Below are 14800 nucleotides of genomic sequence, written 5' to 3'. Positions count from 1 at the left end.
GTGGACAACGCAATCGATGTCGATGACGTCGTCAAGACCTATCCGGTCGCCGGAGGCCAGTTCGTCGCGGTCGACCACATCAGCCTGCAGATTCCCGAAGGGGAGTTCGTCGCGATCGTCGGACGCTCGGGCAGCGGGAAGACCACCCTGCTGAACATGCTCGCGGGAATCGACCGGACCACCTCGGGCACGATCCGGGCCGCAGGCGCGGACCTGGGCTCACTGTCGGAGTCCGGCCTTGCCGCCTGGCGGGGCGCCAATGTCGGGCTGGTATTCCAGTTCTTCCAGCTGTTGCCGACGCTGACCGTCGCCGAAAACGTCATGCTGGCCATGGATTTCGTCAAGAAGATCCCCGTCTCGGAACGGCACGATCGTGCCCGCACGCTGCTGGAACGAGTCGGCATCGGCGCGCAAGCCGACAAGCTGCCCGCCACCCTGTCGGGCGGCCAGCAACAACGCGCTGCGATCGCACGTGCGCTGGCCAACGATCCGCCGCTCATACTGGCCGACGAGCCGACCGGAAACCTGGACTCGCACACCGCCGACGCGGTGCTCGAGTTGTTCGTCGAACTGAACTCCGAGGGGCGCACCATCGTCGTGGTCACCCACGAGCGCGACATCCGTTCGGTGGCCGGCCGCCAGGTGACGCTGCAGGACGGGCGCATCGTGGCCGATGAAGACGTGGTGGTGCGGGCATGAGGAGTTTGATGGCGGTGAAGGTCCTGCGGGATCTGCGGGCCAATTGGTCGCGGCTGGCTTTGATGGTGGTCGCGATCACGGTGAGCCTCATGGTTTTCGGTGGCGTGCTGGCGGGGTGGGCCACCACCGGGCGGGAGACCAGCGCGGCGTACATGAGCACCGCGCCCGCCTCCGCGACCATCCTGTTCGACAAAGGCGTCGACCACGCGCAGATGGATGCTTATGTCCGGCAGGCGCGCACGCAGCCCGGCGTGATCGAGGCAGTGGGGCGTACCCAGTTCGACAGCGAGGTATTGGTCAATGATCAGTACCGGGAGATGCCCATGCAGGTCTTCGTCGCCGCGCCGGACGATCCGATGCGGATGGCGAAATTCTTCCCGGGGCAGGGCGCATGGCCACCCGCGCCGGAGGAGATCTACCTGGGCAGCGACTCGCTGAACATGCTCGGAGTCGCGGTCGGCGACACGGTGACCCTGACGGTGCCGACCGGAGACCATCGCGCCGACGGCAGCGAGGCCGCCGGCGCAGCCACGGTCCGGCTGCGGGTCGCCGGCACTGTCTACGACCCCAGCCTGTCCCCGTCTCCGCAGGAACAGCGCGGCCGCGGCTACGTGTCCTCGGCCGTACTGCCGGACCAGCCGATGCTGTTCGACCAACTGAAGATCGTCGTCGCGGACCCGGGACAGGCCGAACCCAGCCGCGACCGCGATGCCATCATCGCCGTGGGGAGCAAGGTCGCCACCGCGTTGCGCGACCAGGGCGTGGCGATACGTGAGGTGCAGGTTCCGCCGCCGTATGCCCACCCGCACCAGTGGCAAGCCGATTCGCTGTTGCTTTCCCTGCTTGCCGGCGGCGGCGCGGCATTGCTGCTCAGCGCCATCCTCGTCGCCAATATGCTCAATAACCTGTTCACTCAGCAAATTCCGCAGATCGGCATCATGAAGGCGATCGGCGCCGGAACCGGCCGGATCGCTCGCGCGTACCTGGTCATGATCCTGCTGGTGGCCGCGGTCGCGACGCTGATCGCGCTGCCGATTTCGATCTGGGTCGGCAGGCTGCTGGTCGCCTCGCTGCTCGGCATGCTCGGCATCGAGGCCGCGAGCCTCGCCGCGCCGGCATGGACCTATCTGGTGATCATCGCGGCCGGGTTGGGTCTGCCGACCGTGATCTCGTTGATTCCGCTGGTCAAGGCGAGCCGGATCACCGTACGCGCCGCGATCGACCACCACGGTGGCACCGCTCGGCCCAGCGCCGCGGCGGGCTTGATGACTCGTCTCGGCCGCATCCGCCGTCTGGACCGCGGCCTGATCATGGCTTTGCGCAATACGATTCGGCGCCCCGCCCGGTTCGCGCTGTCGGTCGGACTGCTCGCGGCCGCGGGCATCGTCTTCGTCGCCGGCATGTCCCTGAGTACCGGTGTGGACGCGGTGACCGAGGAGCAGCGAGCGCAGCGCAGTTGGGATGTCGAGGTCCAGCTCGACGAAGGTTATGCCATGGACCGGCTGCGTGACCTGCTCCAGCCGGTGCCCGGCATCACCGCACTCGAGGGATTGGGCGGCGCTCAGACCGGTGTCGCCGGTCCAGGCGCGGTACCGCTGACGAAAACCTATCCCGACCAGGGGCACGGCAGCGTGGCCGTGCGTGTCGTGCCCGCCGACGCGACCATGCTCACCATCCCGACGAAGATGCTCGAAGGTCGCTGGCTACAGCCCGGGGAAACCGGCGGCGTGGTGCTCAACCAGATCACCCGCAAGAACACGCTGCCGGATGTCGGCGCAGGCGACACCATTCAGCTGTCGGTCGGCGGGAAGTTCACCAGCTGGCAAGTCGTCGGTGTCGCGGAGGAAACCGGGCACGGCAGCGGCGTGTACACGACGCCCGAAGGCTTCGCCACGGCTCTCGGCAAGCCGCAGCAGGTCAACCTGTTGCGCATCGCTACCGATCGACACGACGAGGACACTCGCGGCGCCGTGGCCCGCGCGGCAGGCGAGACTCTCTCGAATGCGGGCATCGCGGTGAAGGCCTCCCAATCGGTCAGCGCGGCCAACAAGGCCAGCGCCGGGCACATGGGGCCGTTGGTGACGATCATCATGGCCATCGCCATCGCGATGGGCATCGTGGGCACGATCGGTTTGGCCTCCACCATGAGCGCCAACATCCTGGACCGAATCCGCGAATTCGGCGTCATGCATGCCATCGGCGCTCAACCACGGACGGTCCGCCGGATTGTGGTGGCCGAGGGCATCGTCCTCGCGTTGGCCAGTTGCCTGGTGGCGGCACTCCCCGCGCTCGGCCTGACCGCGCTCCTGGGCAATGGACTGGGGACGCTGTTCTTCTCCGCTCCGCTGCCCTTCCGGATCTCGCTGCCCGCCGTGCTCATCTGGACAGTACTCGCGATCCTCGGCGCCGCGCTGGCCACCGAAGCGGCCGCGTCACGCGCTTCCCGCGTGACGGTCCGCGAGGCACTCGCCTACCTGTGAGACACGACGCCGCGATATCGACACGCTGTGCGCCGACTGGTCGACTAGTCGTCGTCCTGTGGCCGCAGACCGGCCCGGGTGACCCGGACCAGTCGGCGCACGGCGGCCTTCGACCGCAGCGTATGCGCTGCCGACAGCGCCGACAGGCAGTACCGCGCCAGTTCGTCGAGGGGGACATCGATGCGCACCACACCTGCGCCGGCACCCTCTGCCAGCAGATTGCGCACCATGTCGTGCAAGCGGCGCTCGGCGTGCTCCGCATGGCCGCCCTGGTGCAGCAGCGGTGCGAGTTCACCGGCGTGGTGCTCGTAGTCGATCAGAGCGTAGGTCGTCAGCACCCGTTCGATCCGCTGCTCGATATCGCCTCCGCGCTCGACGATTTCGGCCAATTGGCCCGTATGCGCAACGATCCGGCGCTCGTGCCATGCCGAGAGAATCGACTCCACGTCGGGAAAATACTTGTAGAGCGTCGCGCGGCCTATCCCCGTCGCCTCGGCGATCTGAGTCATGGTCACCGAGGCGAGCCCATGCTCGGCGACAAGCGCGGCGGTCGTGTCCAGCAAAGCGTCCCGCACTGCTTGCCGGTGCGCGGTGATGGTGTCATTCCACAGCTTGGGCACCAGCGAAGTATATCGAGGTCACGCGATAGCTCCTGCCTTGCGCGAACCGATGCCTCCCGGCTATAGGACAAGGACTTACGCGACGGTGCGTCCGGAATGGAAACGCGACGCCGGTTATCGAGACGACTGCCCACCACGCGACAGTGTGACAGGGAAGGAGCGGAATTATCGCGGCGCAGTAGGTGAAAGCAGTGTGCGCAGCGTCATTACTCCTATGTGCTGCTCGAGACGTTGCCGATCGGGCATGACGGCGTCGCGAAAACGATGCGCGGCCAAGAACGACAGCACCATCCAGGCCGCCGCGTGCGGATCGAGATCGGCGCGCAGCTCGCCTTGTTCCTGTCCACGCACCACCACCTCGGCCAGGACAGCGGCAAGATCGCTCATGTGCTGCCGGACCGCGTCTTCGATCGCCGGTTCGGCATACAGCGTCATGGCGTCGGCGAAGATCACCCCGAGCGAGCCCGGCGCGTGCAATGCGTCGACGTGACTCGAACTGAGCAGGTGTGCCAGTAGCGCGGCGATCGACTCCGCCTCGGTCGCGTATGTCCGCATCATCGTGCACATCCGCGTCGCGGCGTGCTCCACTACCGCGCTGTAGAGCCCGACCTTCGATCCGAAATTCTGGAACAGCACCGGCTCGGTGACGCCTACCCTGGCGGCGATCTGGGCCATCGTGCTGCGTTGATAGCCGGACTCGGCGAAGACCGTCGTCGCGGCCTCGATGATCCGCGCCCGCCGATCGGCGGCACTCAATCGCGTCCGTCGCCGATCCATGTTCGCCGAAGAAGATGCCCGAGCCATAGCGCCATCGTATCCACCCTTGCCATTCAACTTAGTGAAGACTAAGTTAGCGGCTATCTTAGTCGTCACTAAGTTGAGGAGAAAGCCCGTGAACATCGGACACTTGCTGCACCGCACACCCCACCCGGACTCCGCCGGATTCACCATCGACCACGGCCGAGGCTATGACCTGTTCGGGGCCATATTCTTCGGCGGACGCCGCGACCACGTGTACAAGCGCCTCGCGGAACTCAGTGGCGTAAGGCCGGGTGATCGCGTACTCGATGTGGGTTGTGGCACCGGATACCTGACGCGGCGATTGGCCGCCCGCGCCGAATCGGGCACGGTACTCGGCGTCGAGCCGTCGGCCGCCGCGCTCGGTCGAGCACGCGCGCTGACCAAGGCGCCCAACTGCTCCTACACCGTGGGCATCGCCGAATCCCTTCCCTGCGAGGATGATTCGATCGATGTGGTAGCCAATTGCCTGATGCTCCATCATCTGCCGGAGGACGTGCGCGCCACGGCGGTGGGCGAAATGTATCGGGTGCTGCGCCCTGGCGGTCGGTTGCTGATCGGCGAGTTCCGCCCACCGACGACTCCGATCGGCATCCATGTCATCGGAGCGCTGACCGGCCCGGCCATGCGGGACAATCCGATCGAACTGCTCGGGCCCATGGTCGCCGACGCCGGATTCGAGGAGATCCACTCGGGCGATCTGCGTCCATGGATTCGATACGTGACCGCCGTGAAGCCGGGGGCTGCCGCCCGATGAACGTCGGACATCGGAACACGGCGTGGTGGAAGCGGCACATTCTCCTCCCCGTGATCATCGTCGGCTTGTTTCTGCACCTATGGCTGGGCACCATGATCGGGCTCGTCCTAGCGGTGCTGGGCTTGGCTGTTCACGTACTCGCGGCAATCCTCGGCGGACGCCGAATTCTGCGGAATCGCTCACTTCAGTAGCCCTCCGGCCGGACAAAGTCGCATACGTCTGACCTTCAAGTTCGCAATTGCGCACATATTGGCTTAATGTAGGCCCTGCAGGCGTGACCAGGCTGGAGGTCGATGTGATCGAGGTTTTGCGGCACCCCCAGTTCCGCAGACTGTTCACCGCACAAGCGGTGGCTCTGGTCGGCACCGGCCTGCTGACCGTGGCGCTGGGGTTGCTGGCCTACCAACTGGCCGGCAGCGACGCGGGTGCGGTACTCGGGACCGCATTGGCGATCAAGATGATCGCGTATGTGTTTGTGGCACCGGTCGTTTCGGCGGTCACCGATCGCATTCCACGTCGAGTGCTGCTGGTTTCGGCCGATGCGGTTCGCGCTGCGATCGCGCTGACACTGCCATTTGTCACCGACATATGGCAGATCTATCTGCTGATCTTCGCGCTGCAAAGCGCGTCGGCCACCTTCACTCCGGCGTTCCAGGCGGTCATCCCGTCGGTGCTCGAGGACGAGGACGACTACACGCGCGGTTTGTCGCTGTCGCGGTTGGCCTATGACCTGGAGTCCTTGCTGAGCCCGGTGCTCGCAGCAGCGCTGCTGACCGTGATCAGCTACAACCTGCTGTTCGTGGGCACCGCGGCAGGGTTCGTCACCTCGGCGATGCTGGTGGTGCGTACGGCGCTGCCCCGCCTGGTGCCGACGGATCGCTCGGCGCCACTGCGGCGGCGAATCACCCGCGGCGCGCAGTACATGGGCGACCGGCCGGTCCTGCGCGGATTGTCGGCGATGAATCTGGCCGTCGCCGCCGCGACGGCGCTGGTGGTGGTGAATACCGTCGTTTACGTCCGGGATCTGCTCGGCGGATCGGACAGCGGCGTAGCGATCGCACTCGGCTGCTACGGGGGCGGATCGATGGTGGTAGCACTGGCGATGCCGCGCTTACTGACCCGAATTCCCGACCGCACGGTGATGCTCACCGGTTGTGCGCTGCTGCCCATCGGATTGGCCGGAGCCGCCGTGATCGCGGTGTCGACCCCGTCGCCCACGCTGGGTTGGACGATGCTGTCCATTGCGTGGGTCACCCTCGGCGCGGGCACCTCGATGATCAACACTTTGTCCGCCCGCCTGCTCCGCGCGCAAACGACGCCCGAAATACGGACCGCGGTGTTCGCGGCCCAGTTCTCCCTGTCGCACGCCTGCTTCCTGCTCACCTACCCGCTCGCCGGATGGATCGGTGCCACGGCGGGCCAGCCGACTGCCGCGATAGCCCTCGCCGCAGTGGCTACACTTGCGGCAACGGCGGCCGCACGGATGTGGCCGGTGGCCACACCCTCCGTCCCGGAGGCGGTGACAGCGGGAAGGCGGTGAGCGATGGCGGGTAAGGGTGAGCCGCTCGCCGCATCAGCCGCTCCCAGTCTCGTTCATCCGGTCCATCCCGACCAGGCACGCCTGGATGCCGCGACGGCCGCATTCCGGATGCTGTCCGACCCCACTCGGCTGCACATCCTCTGGGTGCTCGCCGAGGGGGAAGCCGATGTCACCGCATTGGTGGAAGCCTGCAACGCCTCGCGTACCGCGGTCAGTCAGCATTTGGCCAAACTGCGGTTCACCGGCTTGGTCGATACCCGCCGCGAGGGTCGCCACATCATCTACCGCATCCGCGACGGCCACCTCGCGCGTCTGGTGCGGGAGGGACTCAATCTCGCCGACCACATCGTCACCGGCGAGCCTCCGCACGTCTGAAGCTGGATGACCTGGGCCAGTGGCAAGCCGCATCGTCGCGTGGTCCAATGAGAACCGGCCGGGGAACAACCCGCGCACCGATCAGGGGGCTTCCGTGGGTTTGACCAAGAACGCGCAAGAAGTACTGTCCGCGTTGCCGCCACGTCCGCCGCGACGCGAACTCTCGGTCGAGGAGAACCGTGCCGGGATGCAGGTCCTGGTGTCGAATGTCGGCGCAACCGAACGGGCTGCCGATATTCACGTCCGGAATTTGGTGATCGGCAACGACGTCCCGCCGAGCCCCGAGCGCGCCGCGGTCAGCGTGCGCCTCTATCGGCCATCCACCCGGAATCAGCTGCCATGCTTGGTATACGCGCACGGGGGTGGCTGGACGATCGGTGATGTGAACACCCACGACTGGATCTGCCATACGATTGTGGCGCACGCGAAGTGCGCTGTCGCATCGGTGGATTATCGCCGGGCTCCGGAACACCGATTCCCTCTCCCACTGGATGATATGTGCACAGCCATCGAGTGGGCATGCTCTCCGGCCGCGGCCGAATATGGCATCGATCCGGACCGAGTCGCAGTCGGTGGCGACAGCGCGGGCGGAAACCTGGCCACCGCCAGCTGTCTTCGGCTCCGGGGATCCAGCATTACGATCGCCCACCAGTTGCTGGTACTGCCTGTGGTGGACTCGCATCCCTCTGAATGGCCCAGTTACGCCCAGTACGCCGAGGGGTACTCGATGACAGCGGCGGACATGATCTGGTACTTCGACCAGTACCTCGGCCCGGGATGGCCGGAGCGCGACAACACGCTGGTCGCGCCCTACCGCGAACCCGACCTGTCGAACCTGCCCCCTGCCACCATCATCACCGCCGAGTGTGACGTGCTGCGCGACGAAGGCGAGGCATACGCACAGCGGCTCGCCGCCGCAGGCGTCCCGGTCACTCTGCGTCGTTTCGACGGCATGTTCCATCCCTTCCACCTGTTCTCCGGGGTTCTCGACGAGGCCCGCGAACTCGTGGAGCTCCTCGCATCCGCGATCCTGCGTGCTGTCGGATGACCCGGCAGGCGGAACTCTGCAGACGGAGCCCACCACGCGCACTTGTGACCGGCGCTACTGGTTGCGCGCCGTGGAAGTTATCCGCCGCGCCACATTCCGCTCCCCCAGCAAAAACCCGGACACAACGCCTCATACGACTTGTTATGCGCCAGCATGTCCTATCGCGCACTCGATACCACACCCAGCAACGGCTCCAGATGATCCGAAACACCGGCACCATCGGCGCATTCGCCAACCGATACAAATGCACCTTCTCCGCCGCGTCCAACGACAACGTCCGAGTCACCGCATTCAACACATGGACACTCACATTGATGCCGCGCCCTTGGTTGACACCGGGTGGCGGTCGACCTCTGTGAACATTACCTACGGCGGCGGGGTATCCCGGCCACCATTCGGTCAGGGCCGATCAGGCCGACCACCGCCGCAGGAAGGGCTCGACCGGTGGACGCGACCGCACAGATCGCTGCCATCAACGTCTGGCTACGGAACCTCTGAACACGGCCTGATGCCGGACGCGGACGACGAGTTTGCCGGTGGCGCGGTCGTGCTCCATGTCGTCGTGGGCCTGCGGCACCTGCTCCAAGCCGTCGTAGACGCGGTCTACGGGGAAAGCCAGCTCGCCGTCCGCGACCGCATCGAGGATCTCCTGGAAGACTTCCCGAGGCAGGTCGGCGGCATCGCCGAAGTAGCCCGCCAGACGCACACCCCTGGGCAGGTACTCGTTGGGAGAGAAGTCCCGCACCGTCCACTGGTTGGACAGGCTGCCGCTGAAGCAGGCCGTGCCGTGCACGCGCGCCGCGCGCAATGTGTCGGGCAGGGTCGCCGTGCCGACGAGATCAAGGGCGGCGTCGACGCCGTCCGGGTACAGCTCGCGGACGGCGGGCGCGACCTCGCCGGTGTCGAGCAGCGGATGGTCGATACCGTGCTCCTTCAGCGAAGCGAGACGGGCAGCCTGCCGGGTGGTGGACAGCACCGTGGCACCGCGCCATGTGGCCAGGTCGGCGGCCAGGCCCACCGAGGAGGTGCCGCCGCGGATCAGCACGGACTGACCGGGCCTCAGGTCCAGGCCGATGGTGAGCGAGCCGTAGGCGGTCTGCACCATCTCCGGCAGGGCGCCCAGCACCTCCCAAGGAAGGTCGGTGTCGATGGGGATGACCTGGGACAGCGGCACTGAGACGTATTCGGCATAGCCGCCGTCGAAAGTGCGGCCCATATCCCCCATCATGGCGACAACCTTCTGCCCCACAGCCAGTCCACTGTCAGCCGGAGCCGCGTCGACGGTGCCAGCCGCCTCGATACCCGGCACCCGGGGAAAAGTGACGCCCACGCTCACACCCAGCCGAAGCTTCAACTCCGAGCGGCTGAGGCCGAACGCCTCGACGCGGATGCGCACCCAACCGTCCCTCTCGGGTGGAAGAGGCAGAGTGGTCAGCCGCAAGTTCTCGATGGGGCCAGGGGCGGAGAGCCGGACGGCGCGCATAGTGGTCGGCGAGGACGTCATGAACTGCCTACTTCCCACATGGAGGGTCGGTCAGCGGTGACCAACATGCAACCGCCACTGCTTCATTCCCGACTGGCTCGGGGCAGGTTCCGCACTGCCGGAGCTGGTCGAAATGCCAGCACGTCAGGCAGCGGCTGGAGCATCGAACCATCGAGTCGGAGCAGCGAGGGTCACCGACAAGCCCCGTCAACCGGCCGCGGGATGGCCTCGGGTGGCCGGGATTCCGCCGAGGATGACGCGCAGGCCATGGTCGAACTCCGTGGCCGGATCGGCGGTGAAGGTGTCGGCACCATGACGAAACCGACGGTGTAGTGCAGCAGGATCGGGAAGACGCGACTGGCGTCGGATAGCGAGAAGCCTGCGTCCTCGAGGGTGCGCAGGGTCAGTAGGTGCGGTGGGCCGTCGGCCGAGACGGGCAGTTCGGGGCCGAACATGCCAGGCGTCGCATTCGCTTCGGGCGTGCCGGCACGCCGGATGAGATCGACGAAAAGCGCCGGAGAACTCATGGTGAGGACCCGGGCTCCCGCAGGACCGGCTTCGAGCGTGTGCGGGGTGTTCATGGTGATGGTGTAGAAATCGCCGGGACCCAGCGTGTAGGTGTCGTCGCCGGCCCACACGGACAGCGAGCCGTCGATCACCGAGATCCGCTCCTCGTAGCGAGTGTGCTTGTGCAACGCGGTATCCGAACCAGGAAGCAGGGTGATATCGGCGAGATCGTGGCGGCCGTCGGTCTCCTCCGCCGTGGTGAGGACGGTCATCCGTAGACGCCGGCCCAGCACGAATCTGCGGTCCTGCGCGGCGGCGGGCGGGGGAATGTGGTCATGAGAGTCCTCCGGGGGATGTAATGGATGCACTGCGCGCCTGCCACGCCAGCAGCGCGGCCTGTGCGATGAAGAAGATGCCGCCGCCGGTGGCGTACACGGACAGGACGTCCAGGGATGGGGAATCGCCGGTGGCCTGGGCGATGTAGGGTGCGCCGACCAGGAAGGACAGGCCGCCGGAGATCAACGTGGGCTATTGCTTGCCCAGTACGGGACCGCGCCGGCGTAGCCCGACGGCCAGTTGGGCCGCGCCCGACAGCACCGCCCAGGCGCCGAATGCGCTGAGTGTCGCTGGGGTGCCGATGGTTCCGGCGATGCCGAAGGCGATGGCGCTGAGCGCGCTCAGGACGCCGTTGAACGCCGTCACACGACGTTCGGAACCTTCCGGAACCGCGAGATAGCCGATCAGCGACGAGACGGCATCGATCAGCGGATAGGCGACCGGCAGCGCGACGGCTACGGCATTCAGGGTGTCGTGGGCCGCGGCGAATACGACGGCCCACGCGATCGCCAGCACGCCACGGCTCAGATACAGGCGGATCAGCGATGCCCGGCCGCCCATCGAAACAGGCGGTGCCTCAGTCGTGTTCATGACATGAGTTCCCGCGCCGACGGTCCGCGACCGCCCAGCACGGCGGTCTCCGACCAGATCAGCATCGCTATCGGGCCGCAGACGAAAAGTACTGCGACATGGGGCAGTTCGGGCTTTCGCAGAGTCATGGCATGGACCTTCCGGAATCGCCGTCGCTCGGCGACGGCATGGAGTGTGGTGGGAGGGTGAAGTTCCGGACCGCGTCGGCGAAACGCCCGGGTTCTTCCAGATGCCACAGGTGGCCACTGTGTTCCAGGATCGCCAAGCGCGAATCGAGGATGAGGTCGCGCAGCTCCCGCGCCCAGCGGGTCCGCAGATGACATCGAAGAGACCCACGACGACCAGTGCCGGGACGGTCACCTTCGGCAGATCGGCGCGGTCGTCGACGAGGTCGGGCCACCCGACCGCATCCAGCCCCGAGATGTGATGGACGCCCGGCCCACCGGGATGCGCCGGGCATACCGGTCCGCTGCCGTACACGTGGTATCGCTGGGTGACGCCGTCGGAGTCGAAGGCGTGCACGCCAGGGGCGAGCGCGCCGGAGGTCGGGTGCGGCATGGACTTCACGCGGCCTTCAGCGGTGCGGCGAAGGACTTGCGCAGCGAGGATGGCCCGACCAGGGGAACCGTCAGCGAACACGACACGGACATTGCACCGTCGCTTACGGTTCAGGCTGAACTCAAGATAAGCCATCTCCTTCAACTTCCAGCGGTGAAGTCGGGCAAGATAGGTCAATCGTGAACACAGCACTGATCATCGGGGACGTCCAGCGGGGCATCACGGCCAACTATCCATTCGCCGCACAGGTGGTGGACCCACTGTACGAACTGCTCCCCCGAGCGCGCGAGGTCGGCACGCTTGTAGTGTTCGTGCGATTTGCATTGCGCCCCAACGGAATCGACTTGCCGCGACACAGCGAGTTGTTCCGAACCTTCCACGAAGCGGGCGACGCCTTTCATGAGGGGGCACCCGGAACGGAGATCGAATTGCCGGTCGCCGCAAAGGATCTCATCGTGTCCAAGCGCCGTGCCAGCGCATTCGCAGGCACCGACCTCGACCTCATACTCCGTGCGAACGGTGTCGACACGCTCGCGATCGCAGGTGTCGCCACCAGCGCAATGGTAGCTGCAACGTGCTACGACGCAGCAGACCGCGACTACCGGGTGATCGTTCTGCGCGACGGCTGCGCCGACGCCGAACCGACAATGCACGACTTCTTCATGGATACCGTTTTCCCCAATCGCGGTTTCGAGGTCGTCACCTGCGCCGAGTGGCTGCCGTCACCGACACCGCAACGCATGTCACGGGAGGCAATCCAATGCGCCGAGGAATCCCTGACGGCGATCGTTGCCGAACTGCGCGGTGAGCGTATCACCGAGGTCGTGTACTACCTGCTGACCACCGACGATGAGGACATCTACGTCGATGAATGGGAGTACCCCGGCTGGGACGAACCGCGGATGGGCGTCGAGCTGATCACCGACAGCGGTCGGCACTACTCGGCCAGAACCACCGATGCCTTCACCGAATACGGGATGGAGATTTTCCGCAAACCGATGTCCGAGGTCCTTCGACTCGACCTCGGCGGCATCAAGCCGGTACCGGCAACCGTCGGTCAGTATTGGGTCGATCTGGTCGACAAACCGATCGTCACAGCCGACATCTGTTGGGACAACCATCCCGACGACGGAATCCGATACCCGGCGGCCATTCGTCTCGGCATCGACGACAAGGCCGTATGGATCACGGCAGGCACGTCCGGCCCCTCCGGAACCGGCTACAACTTCTGGCTCGGCCTCGACGACGTGATGGTCGTATTCACCCCGCAACTCAGCGAAGAGATCGGCATCCCGGAACCAAGCTGACAACACAAGCCGGGTACGAGCGGGCGTCGGGCATCTTGCCCTTCCGGAGCCGACCACTAATACTGCAACTGCACTCAGGTGAGTGGGTGGCCGCGGCGCCGGTAGTGCGATAGGCGGGCGTGATGTTGTTGGCGGTGACGCCGTCTCGAACAGCCCAGATGTGGCCAGACGGGGTGGTGGGGTGAGCCAGTGGACCTGGACGGCTGGCGGCACGGTTGGGCTGCTGATCGCGGCCGGGCTGATATCGCAACCAGGACAGGCGACAACGCTGCGACGTTGCACTACTCTCATCCCATGTTCAGCTGGTCTCGACGGAGAAACGGTGCCTACGTCGCGCCTGACAAGAGGCTCAATCGGCGTGAGTTGTGGTGTCGTATAGGAACTCTTGGTGCAGCGCTGACAGTGCTCGTAGCGACCGCGTGCGGACAGGACGCGCCGAAAGCGGTTGAAGAGAGCACCCCGCAGTCCTATTTCTTCCGGTCGGCCGACGCCCCGGCATGGACTCGGTCCGCCGCCATTCACGGGCTCGCCCTCACAACAGGCGACGACAACTTGGAAGTCAGTGCCTCCACTGTCGATGTGGCCGGGCCGCATGGACGGATCAGCAACAGCATCAACACCCGACTCTATTTCGTCTTGCGCGGTCCGGTGAACTTCGAAGTCGACGGGCAGCAATTCGTGGGGCAGAACGATGACGTGATCCTCATCCCCAGAGGCAAGCCCTACGACTACTCGGCCGAGAACGCCCGACTGCTGCTCGTCGACGTACCCGCGTTCGATATAAGCGGAGACGCACCTGCGTAACAGATGTGACTGAGGACGCGGATCCTCGGTCCACTCAGGTGAGTGGGTGGCCGCGGCGCCGGTAGTGGGATAGGCGGGCTTGGTGTTGTCGGCGTCGTCGCCAGCGGGACCACGCCCAGATGTGGTCGGCGCCATGCAGTGGAGTGAGCACGAACGCGATGAGCAGGCGGCGGATCTCCGGTAGCGTGAGAGCGATCATGCCTTCCTCGCGATCTGCGAATCCCCCTTTGCAGCAGTTGTTTTCGTTGCCACGAGCCAGGCCAGGGCGAGCATCGACAGGGTGACGTGAGCGTACCAGGCGCGCCATTTGCGGACCTGGTAGTGATCGAGCCCGGCCTCGCCCTTGGCCTGTTGAAACGATTCTTCCACGTGCCAGCGCGACCCCGCGGTCCAGGCCAGATCGACCAGCCGCGCGGTGGCCGGGCCGTAGCAGATGTAGTAGGCGATCTCGGTGGGATCGCTGATGCTGCGCCGGGCCAGCAACCAGTGCCCCCGCCCGGACGCCCACCTGCCGTCGATCTGGCGGCGTGCCCAGTGGTATTCACGGGGTCCGTGCGCGCCGGCACCGACCGACAACCGCTGCCAGGACGCCGCGCCGAACTCGGCTACGAGGTCGTCGGCGCGGGCGGTGCGGTCCGCGCGAGTGGTCATCATATGGTCGCAGCGGGTGGCCATCACAGAGAACACATCGTGGTCTTCACACCAGTCCCGCAGATAGCCGGCCTGACCATAGGCTTCGTCGGCAGTGAACCACGCAAACGGCACCCTCGCGACCAAAGCGCGCTCGAGCATGGCGATCATCTGCCGCGGCTTGGTGGCGAACTCGACGGAATCGGGAATACCAGCGTCGCGGCAGCGGTCCCGATCGCTGGTCCACGACTGGGGAATGTAGAGGTG

At 65.9% G+C, this 14800-nt stretch carries 17 protein-coding genes; 8 read left to right on the top strand and 9 right to left on the bottom strand.

Features of this window, described 5'->3' with window-relative positions; translation table 11 throughout:
- Both ON34_RS29080 and ON34_RS29075 read left to right on the top strand, forming a co-directional pair.
- Positions 1-699, top strand: coding sequence for an ABC transporter ATP-binding protein (locus tag ON34_RS29080; RefSeq protein ID WP_040785676.1), 699 nt, complete (start codon positions 1-3; stop codon positions 697-699).
- Positions 696-3179, top strand: a complete 2484-nt coding sequence (locus ON34_RS29075) for an FtsX-like permease family protein (protein WP_083889865.1) — start codon at positions 696-698, stop codon at positions 3177-3179. The genes ON34_RS29080 and ON34_RS29075 overlap by 4 nt, the downstream gene beginning before the upstream one ends.
- A gap of 44 nt (positions 3180-3223) precedes the next feature.
- On the opposite strand, the gene ON34_RS29070 is transcribed toward ON34_RS29075, so the two are convergent.
- Both ON34_RS29070 and ON34_RS29065 read right to left on the bottom strand, forming a co-directional pair.
- On the bottom strand, positions 3224-3799 hold the full coding sequence (locus ON34_RS29070; RefSeq protein ID WP_040785623.1) for a TetR/AcrR family transcriptional regulator: 576 nt from the start codon (positions 3797-3799) through the stop codon (positions 3224-3226).
- A 165-nt stretch (positions 3800-3964) separates the two neighbouring features.
- Positions 3965-4603, bottom strand: coding sequence for a TetR/AcrR family transcriptional regulator (locus ON34_RS29065; protein ID WP_218003945.1), 639 nt, complete (start codon positions 4601-4603; stop codon positions 3965-3967).
- Between the two features lie 88 nt (positions 4604-4691).
- Here ON34_RS29065 and ON34_RS29060 point away from each other — a divergent pair, with 88 nt between their 5' ends.
- The 4 genes from ON34_RS29060 to ON34_RS29040 all read left to right on the top strand — a co-directional run bounded on the left by ON34_RS29060 (position 4692) and on the right by ON34_RS29040 (position 8317).
- Positions 4692-5354: a class I SAM-dependent methyltransferase gene (locus tag ON34_RS29060; RefSeq protein ID WP_063821754.1), complete on the top strand. Its 663-nt coding sequence runs from the start codon at positions 4692-4694 to the stop codon at positions 5352-5354.
- Between the two features lie 295 nt (positions 5355-5649).
- Positions 5650-6894: an MFS transporter gene (locus ON34_RS29050; RefSeq protein WP_040785669.1), complete on the top strand. Its 1245-nt coding sequence runs from the start codon at positions 5650-5652 to the stop codon at positions 6892-6894.
- A 3-nt stretch (positions 6895-6897) separates the two neighbouring features.
- Positions 6898-7269 carry an ArsR/SmtB family transcription factor gene (locus ON34_RS37855; protein ID WP_040785619.1) on the top strand — a complete coding sequence of 124 codons (372 nt, stop codon included), beginning with the start codon at positions 6898-6900 and terminating at the stop codon, positions 7267-7269.
- A 187-nt stretch (positions 7270-7456) separates the two neighbouring features.
- Positions 7457-8317: an alpha/beta hydrolase gene (locus ON34_RS29040; RefSeq protein ID WP_245548249.1), complete on the top strand. Its 861-nt coding sequence runs from the start codon at positions 7457-7459 to the stop codon at positions 8315-8317.
- 472 nt (positions 8318-8789) lie between these two features.
- Here the strand turns inward: ON34_RS29040 and ON34_RS29035 are convergent, their stop codons facing one another.
- The 5 genes from ON34_RS29035 to ON34_RS38215 form a co-directional block, all read right to left on the bottom strand.
- Positions 8790-9821, bottom strand: coding sequence for a zinc-binding dehydrogenase (locus ON34_RS29035; protein ID WP_085997165.1), 1032 nt, complete (start codon positions 9819-9821; stop codon positions 8790-8792).
- 170 nt (positions 9822-9991) lie between these two features.
- Complete coding sequence (locus ON34_RS36910) at positions 9992-10579, bottom strand: cupin domain-containing protein (protein ID WP_051023280.1); 588 nt, start codon at positions 10577-10579, stop codon at positions 9992-9994.
- Between the two features lie 61 nt (positions 10580-10640).
- Positions 10641-10829, bottom strand: a complete 189-nt coding sequence (locus ON34_RS37265) for a hypothetical protein (RefSeq protein WP_218003944.1) — start codon at positions 10827-10829, stop codon at positions 10641-10643.
- A 6-nt stretch (positions 10830-10835) separates the two neighbouring features.
- Complete coding sequence (locus ON34_RS29025) at positions 10836-11234, bottom strand: hypothetical protein (protein ID WP_218003943.1); 399 nt, start codon at positions 11232-11234, stop codon at positions 10836-10838.
- On the bottom strand, positions 11231-11362 hold the full coding sequence (locus ON34_RS38215) for a hypothetical protein (protein ID WP_281032470.1): 132 nt from the start codon (positions 11360-11362) through the stop codon (positions 11231-11233). Before ON34_RS38215 ends, ON34_RS29025 begins: the two co-directional genes overlap by 4 nt.
- Before the next feature lie 609 nt (positions 11363-11971).
- Here ON34_RS38215 and ON34_RS35060 point away from each other — a divergent pair.
- Positions 11972-13099, top strand: coding sequence for a cysteine hydrolase family protein (locus ON34_RS35060; protein WP_083889863.1), 1128 nt, complete (start codon positions 11972-11974; stop codon positions 13097-13099).
- A gap of 294 nt (positions 13100-13393) precedes the next feature.
- Complete coding sequence (locus ON34_RS29010) at positions 13394-13903, top strand: cupin domain-containing protein (protein ID WP_169333909.1); 510 nt, start codon at positions 13394-13396, stop codon at positions 13901-13903.
- Positions 13904-13937: 34 nt separating this feature from the next.
- Here the strand turns inward: ON34_RS29010 and ON34_RS36905 are convergent, their stop codons facing one another.
- Together ON34_RS36905 and ON34_RS29005 are read right to left on the bottom strand one after the other, a co-directional pair.
- Positions 13938-14102, bottom strand: a complete 165-nt coding sequence (locus tag ON34_RS36905; protein WP_169333908.1) for a hypothetical protein — start codon at positions 14100-14102, stop codon at positions 13938-13940.
- Positions 14099-14800, bottom strand: a 702-nt coding sequence (locus ON34_RS29005; protein WP_040785610.1) for an IS701 family transposase, incomplete at its 5' end; no start/stop codon positions are given. The genes ON34_RS29005 and ON34_RS36905, both read right to left, overlap by 4 nt.

The organism is Nocardia pneumoniae NBRC 100136 (genome assembly GCF_000308755.1).
GTDB classification, from domain to species: domain Bacteria; phylum Actinomycetota; class Actinomycetes; order Mycobacteriales; family Mycobacteriaceae; genus Nocardia; species Nocardia pneumoniae.
This window is presented reverse-complemented; position numbering and strand designations above follow the sequence as displayed.

Excerpts from the sequence above, each read along its gene's own strand:
- ON34_RS29075 (WP_083889865.1), top strand. The coding sequence starts at position 696 with ATGAGGAGTTTGATGGCGGTGAAGGTCCTGCGGGATCTGCGGGCCAAT.
- ON34_RS29065 (WP_218003945.1), bottom strand. The coding sequence starts at position 4,603 with ATGGCTCGGGCATCTTCTTCGGCGAACATGGATCGGCGACGGACGCGA.
- ON34_RS37855 (WP_040785619.1), top strand. The coding sequence starts at position 6,898 with ATGGCGGGTAAGGGTGAGCCGCTCGCCGCATCAGCCGCTCCCAGTCTC.
- ON34_RS29040 (WP_245548249.1), top strand. The coding sequence starts at position 7,457 with ATGCAGGTCCTGGTGTCGAATGTCGGCGCAACCGAACGGGCTGCCGAT.
- ON34_RS29035 (WP_085997165.1), bottom strand. The coding sequence starts at position 9,821 with ATGACGTCCTCGCCGACCACTATGCGCGCCGTCCGGCTCTCCGCCCCT.
- ON34_RS36910 (WP_051023280.1), bottom strand. The coding sequence starts at position 10,579 with ATGACCGTCCTCACCACGGCGGAGGAGACCGACGGCCGCCACGATCTC.
- ON34_RS29025 (WP_218003943.1), bottom strand. The coding sequence starts at position 11,234 with ATGAACACGACTGAGGCACCGCCTGTTTCGATGGGCGGCCGGGCATCG.
- ON34_RS38215 (WP_281032470.1), bottom strand. The coding sequence starts at position 11,362 with ATGACTCTGCGAAAGCCCGAACTGCCCCATGTCGCAGTACTTTTCGTC.
- ON34_RS29010 (WP_169333909.1), top strand. The coding sequence starts at position 13,394 with ATGTTCAGCTGGTCTCGACGGAGAAACGGTGCCTACGTCGCGCCTGAC.
- ON34_RS36905 (WP_169333908.1), bottom strand. The coding sequence starts at position 14,102 with ATGATCGCTCTCACGCTACCGGAGATCCGCCGCCTGCTCATCGCGTTC.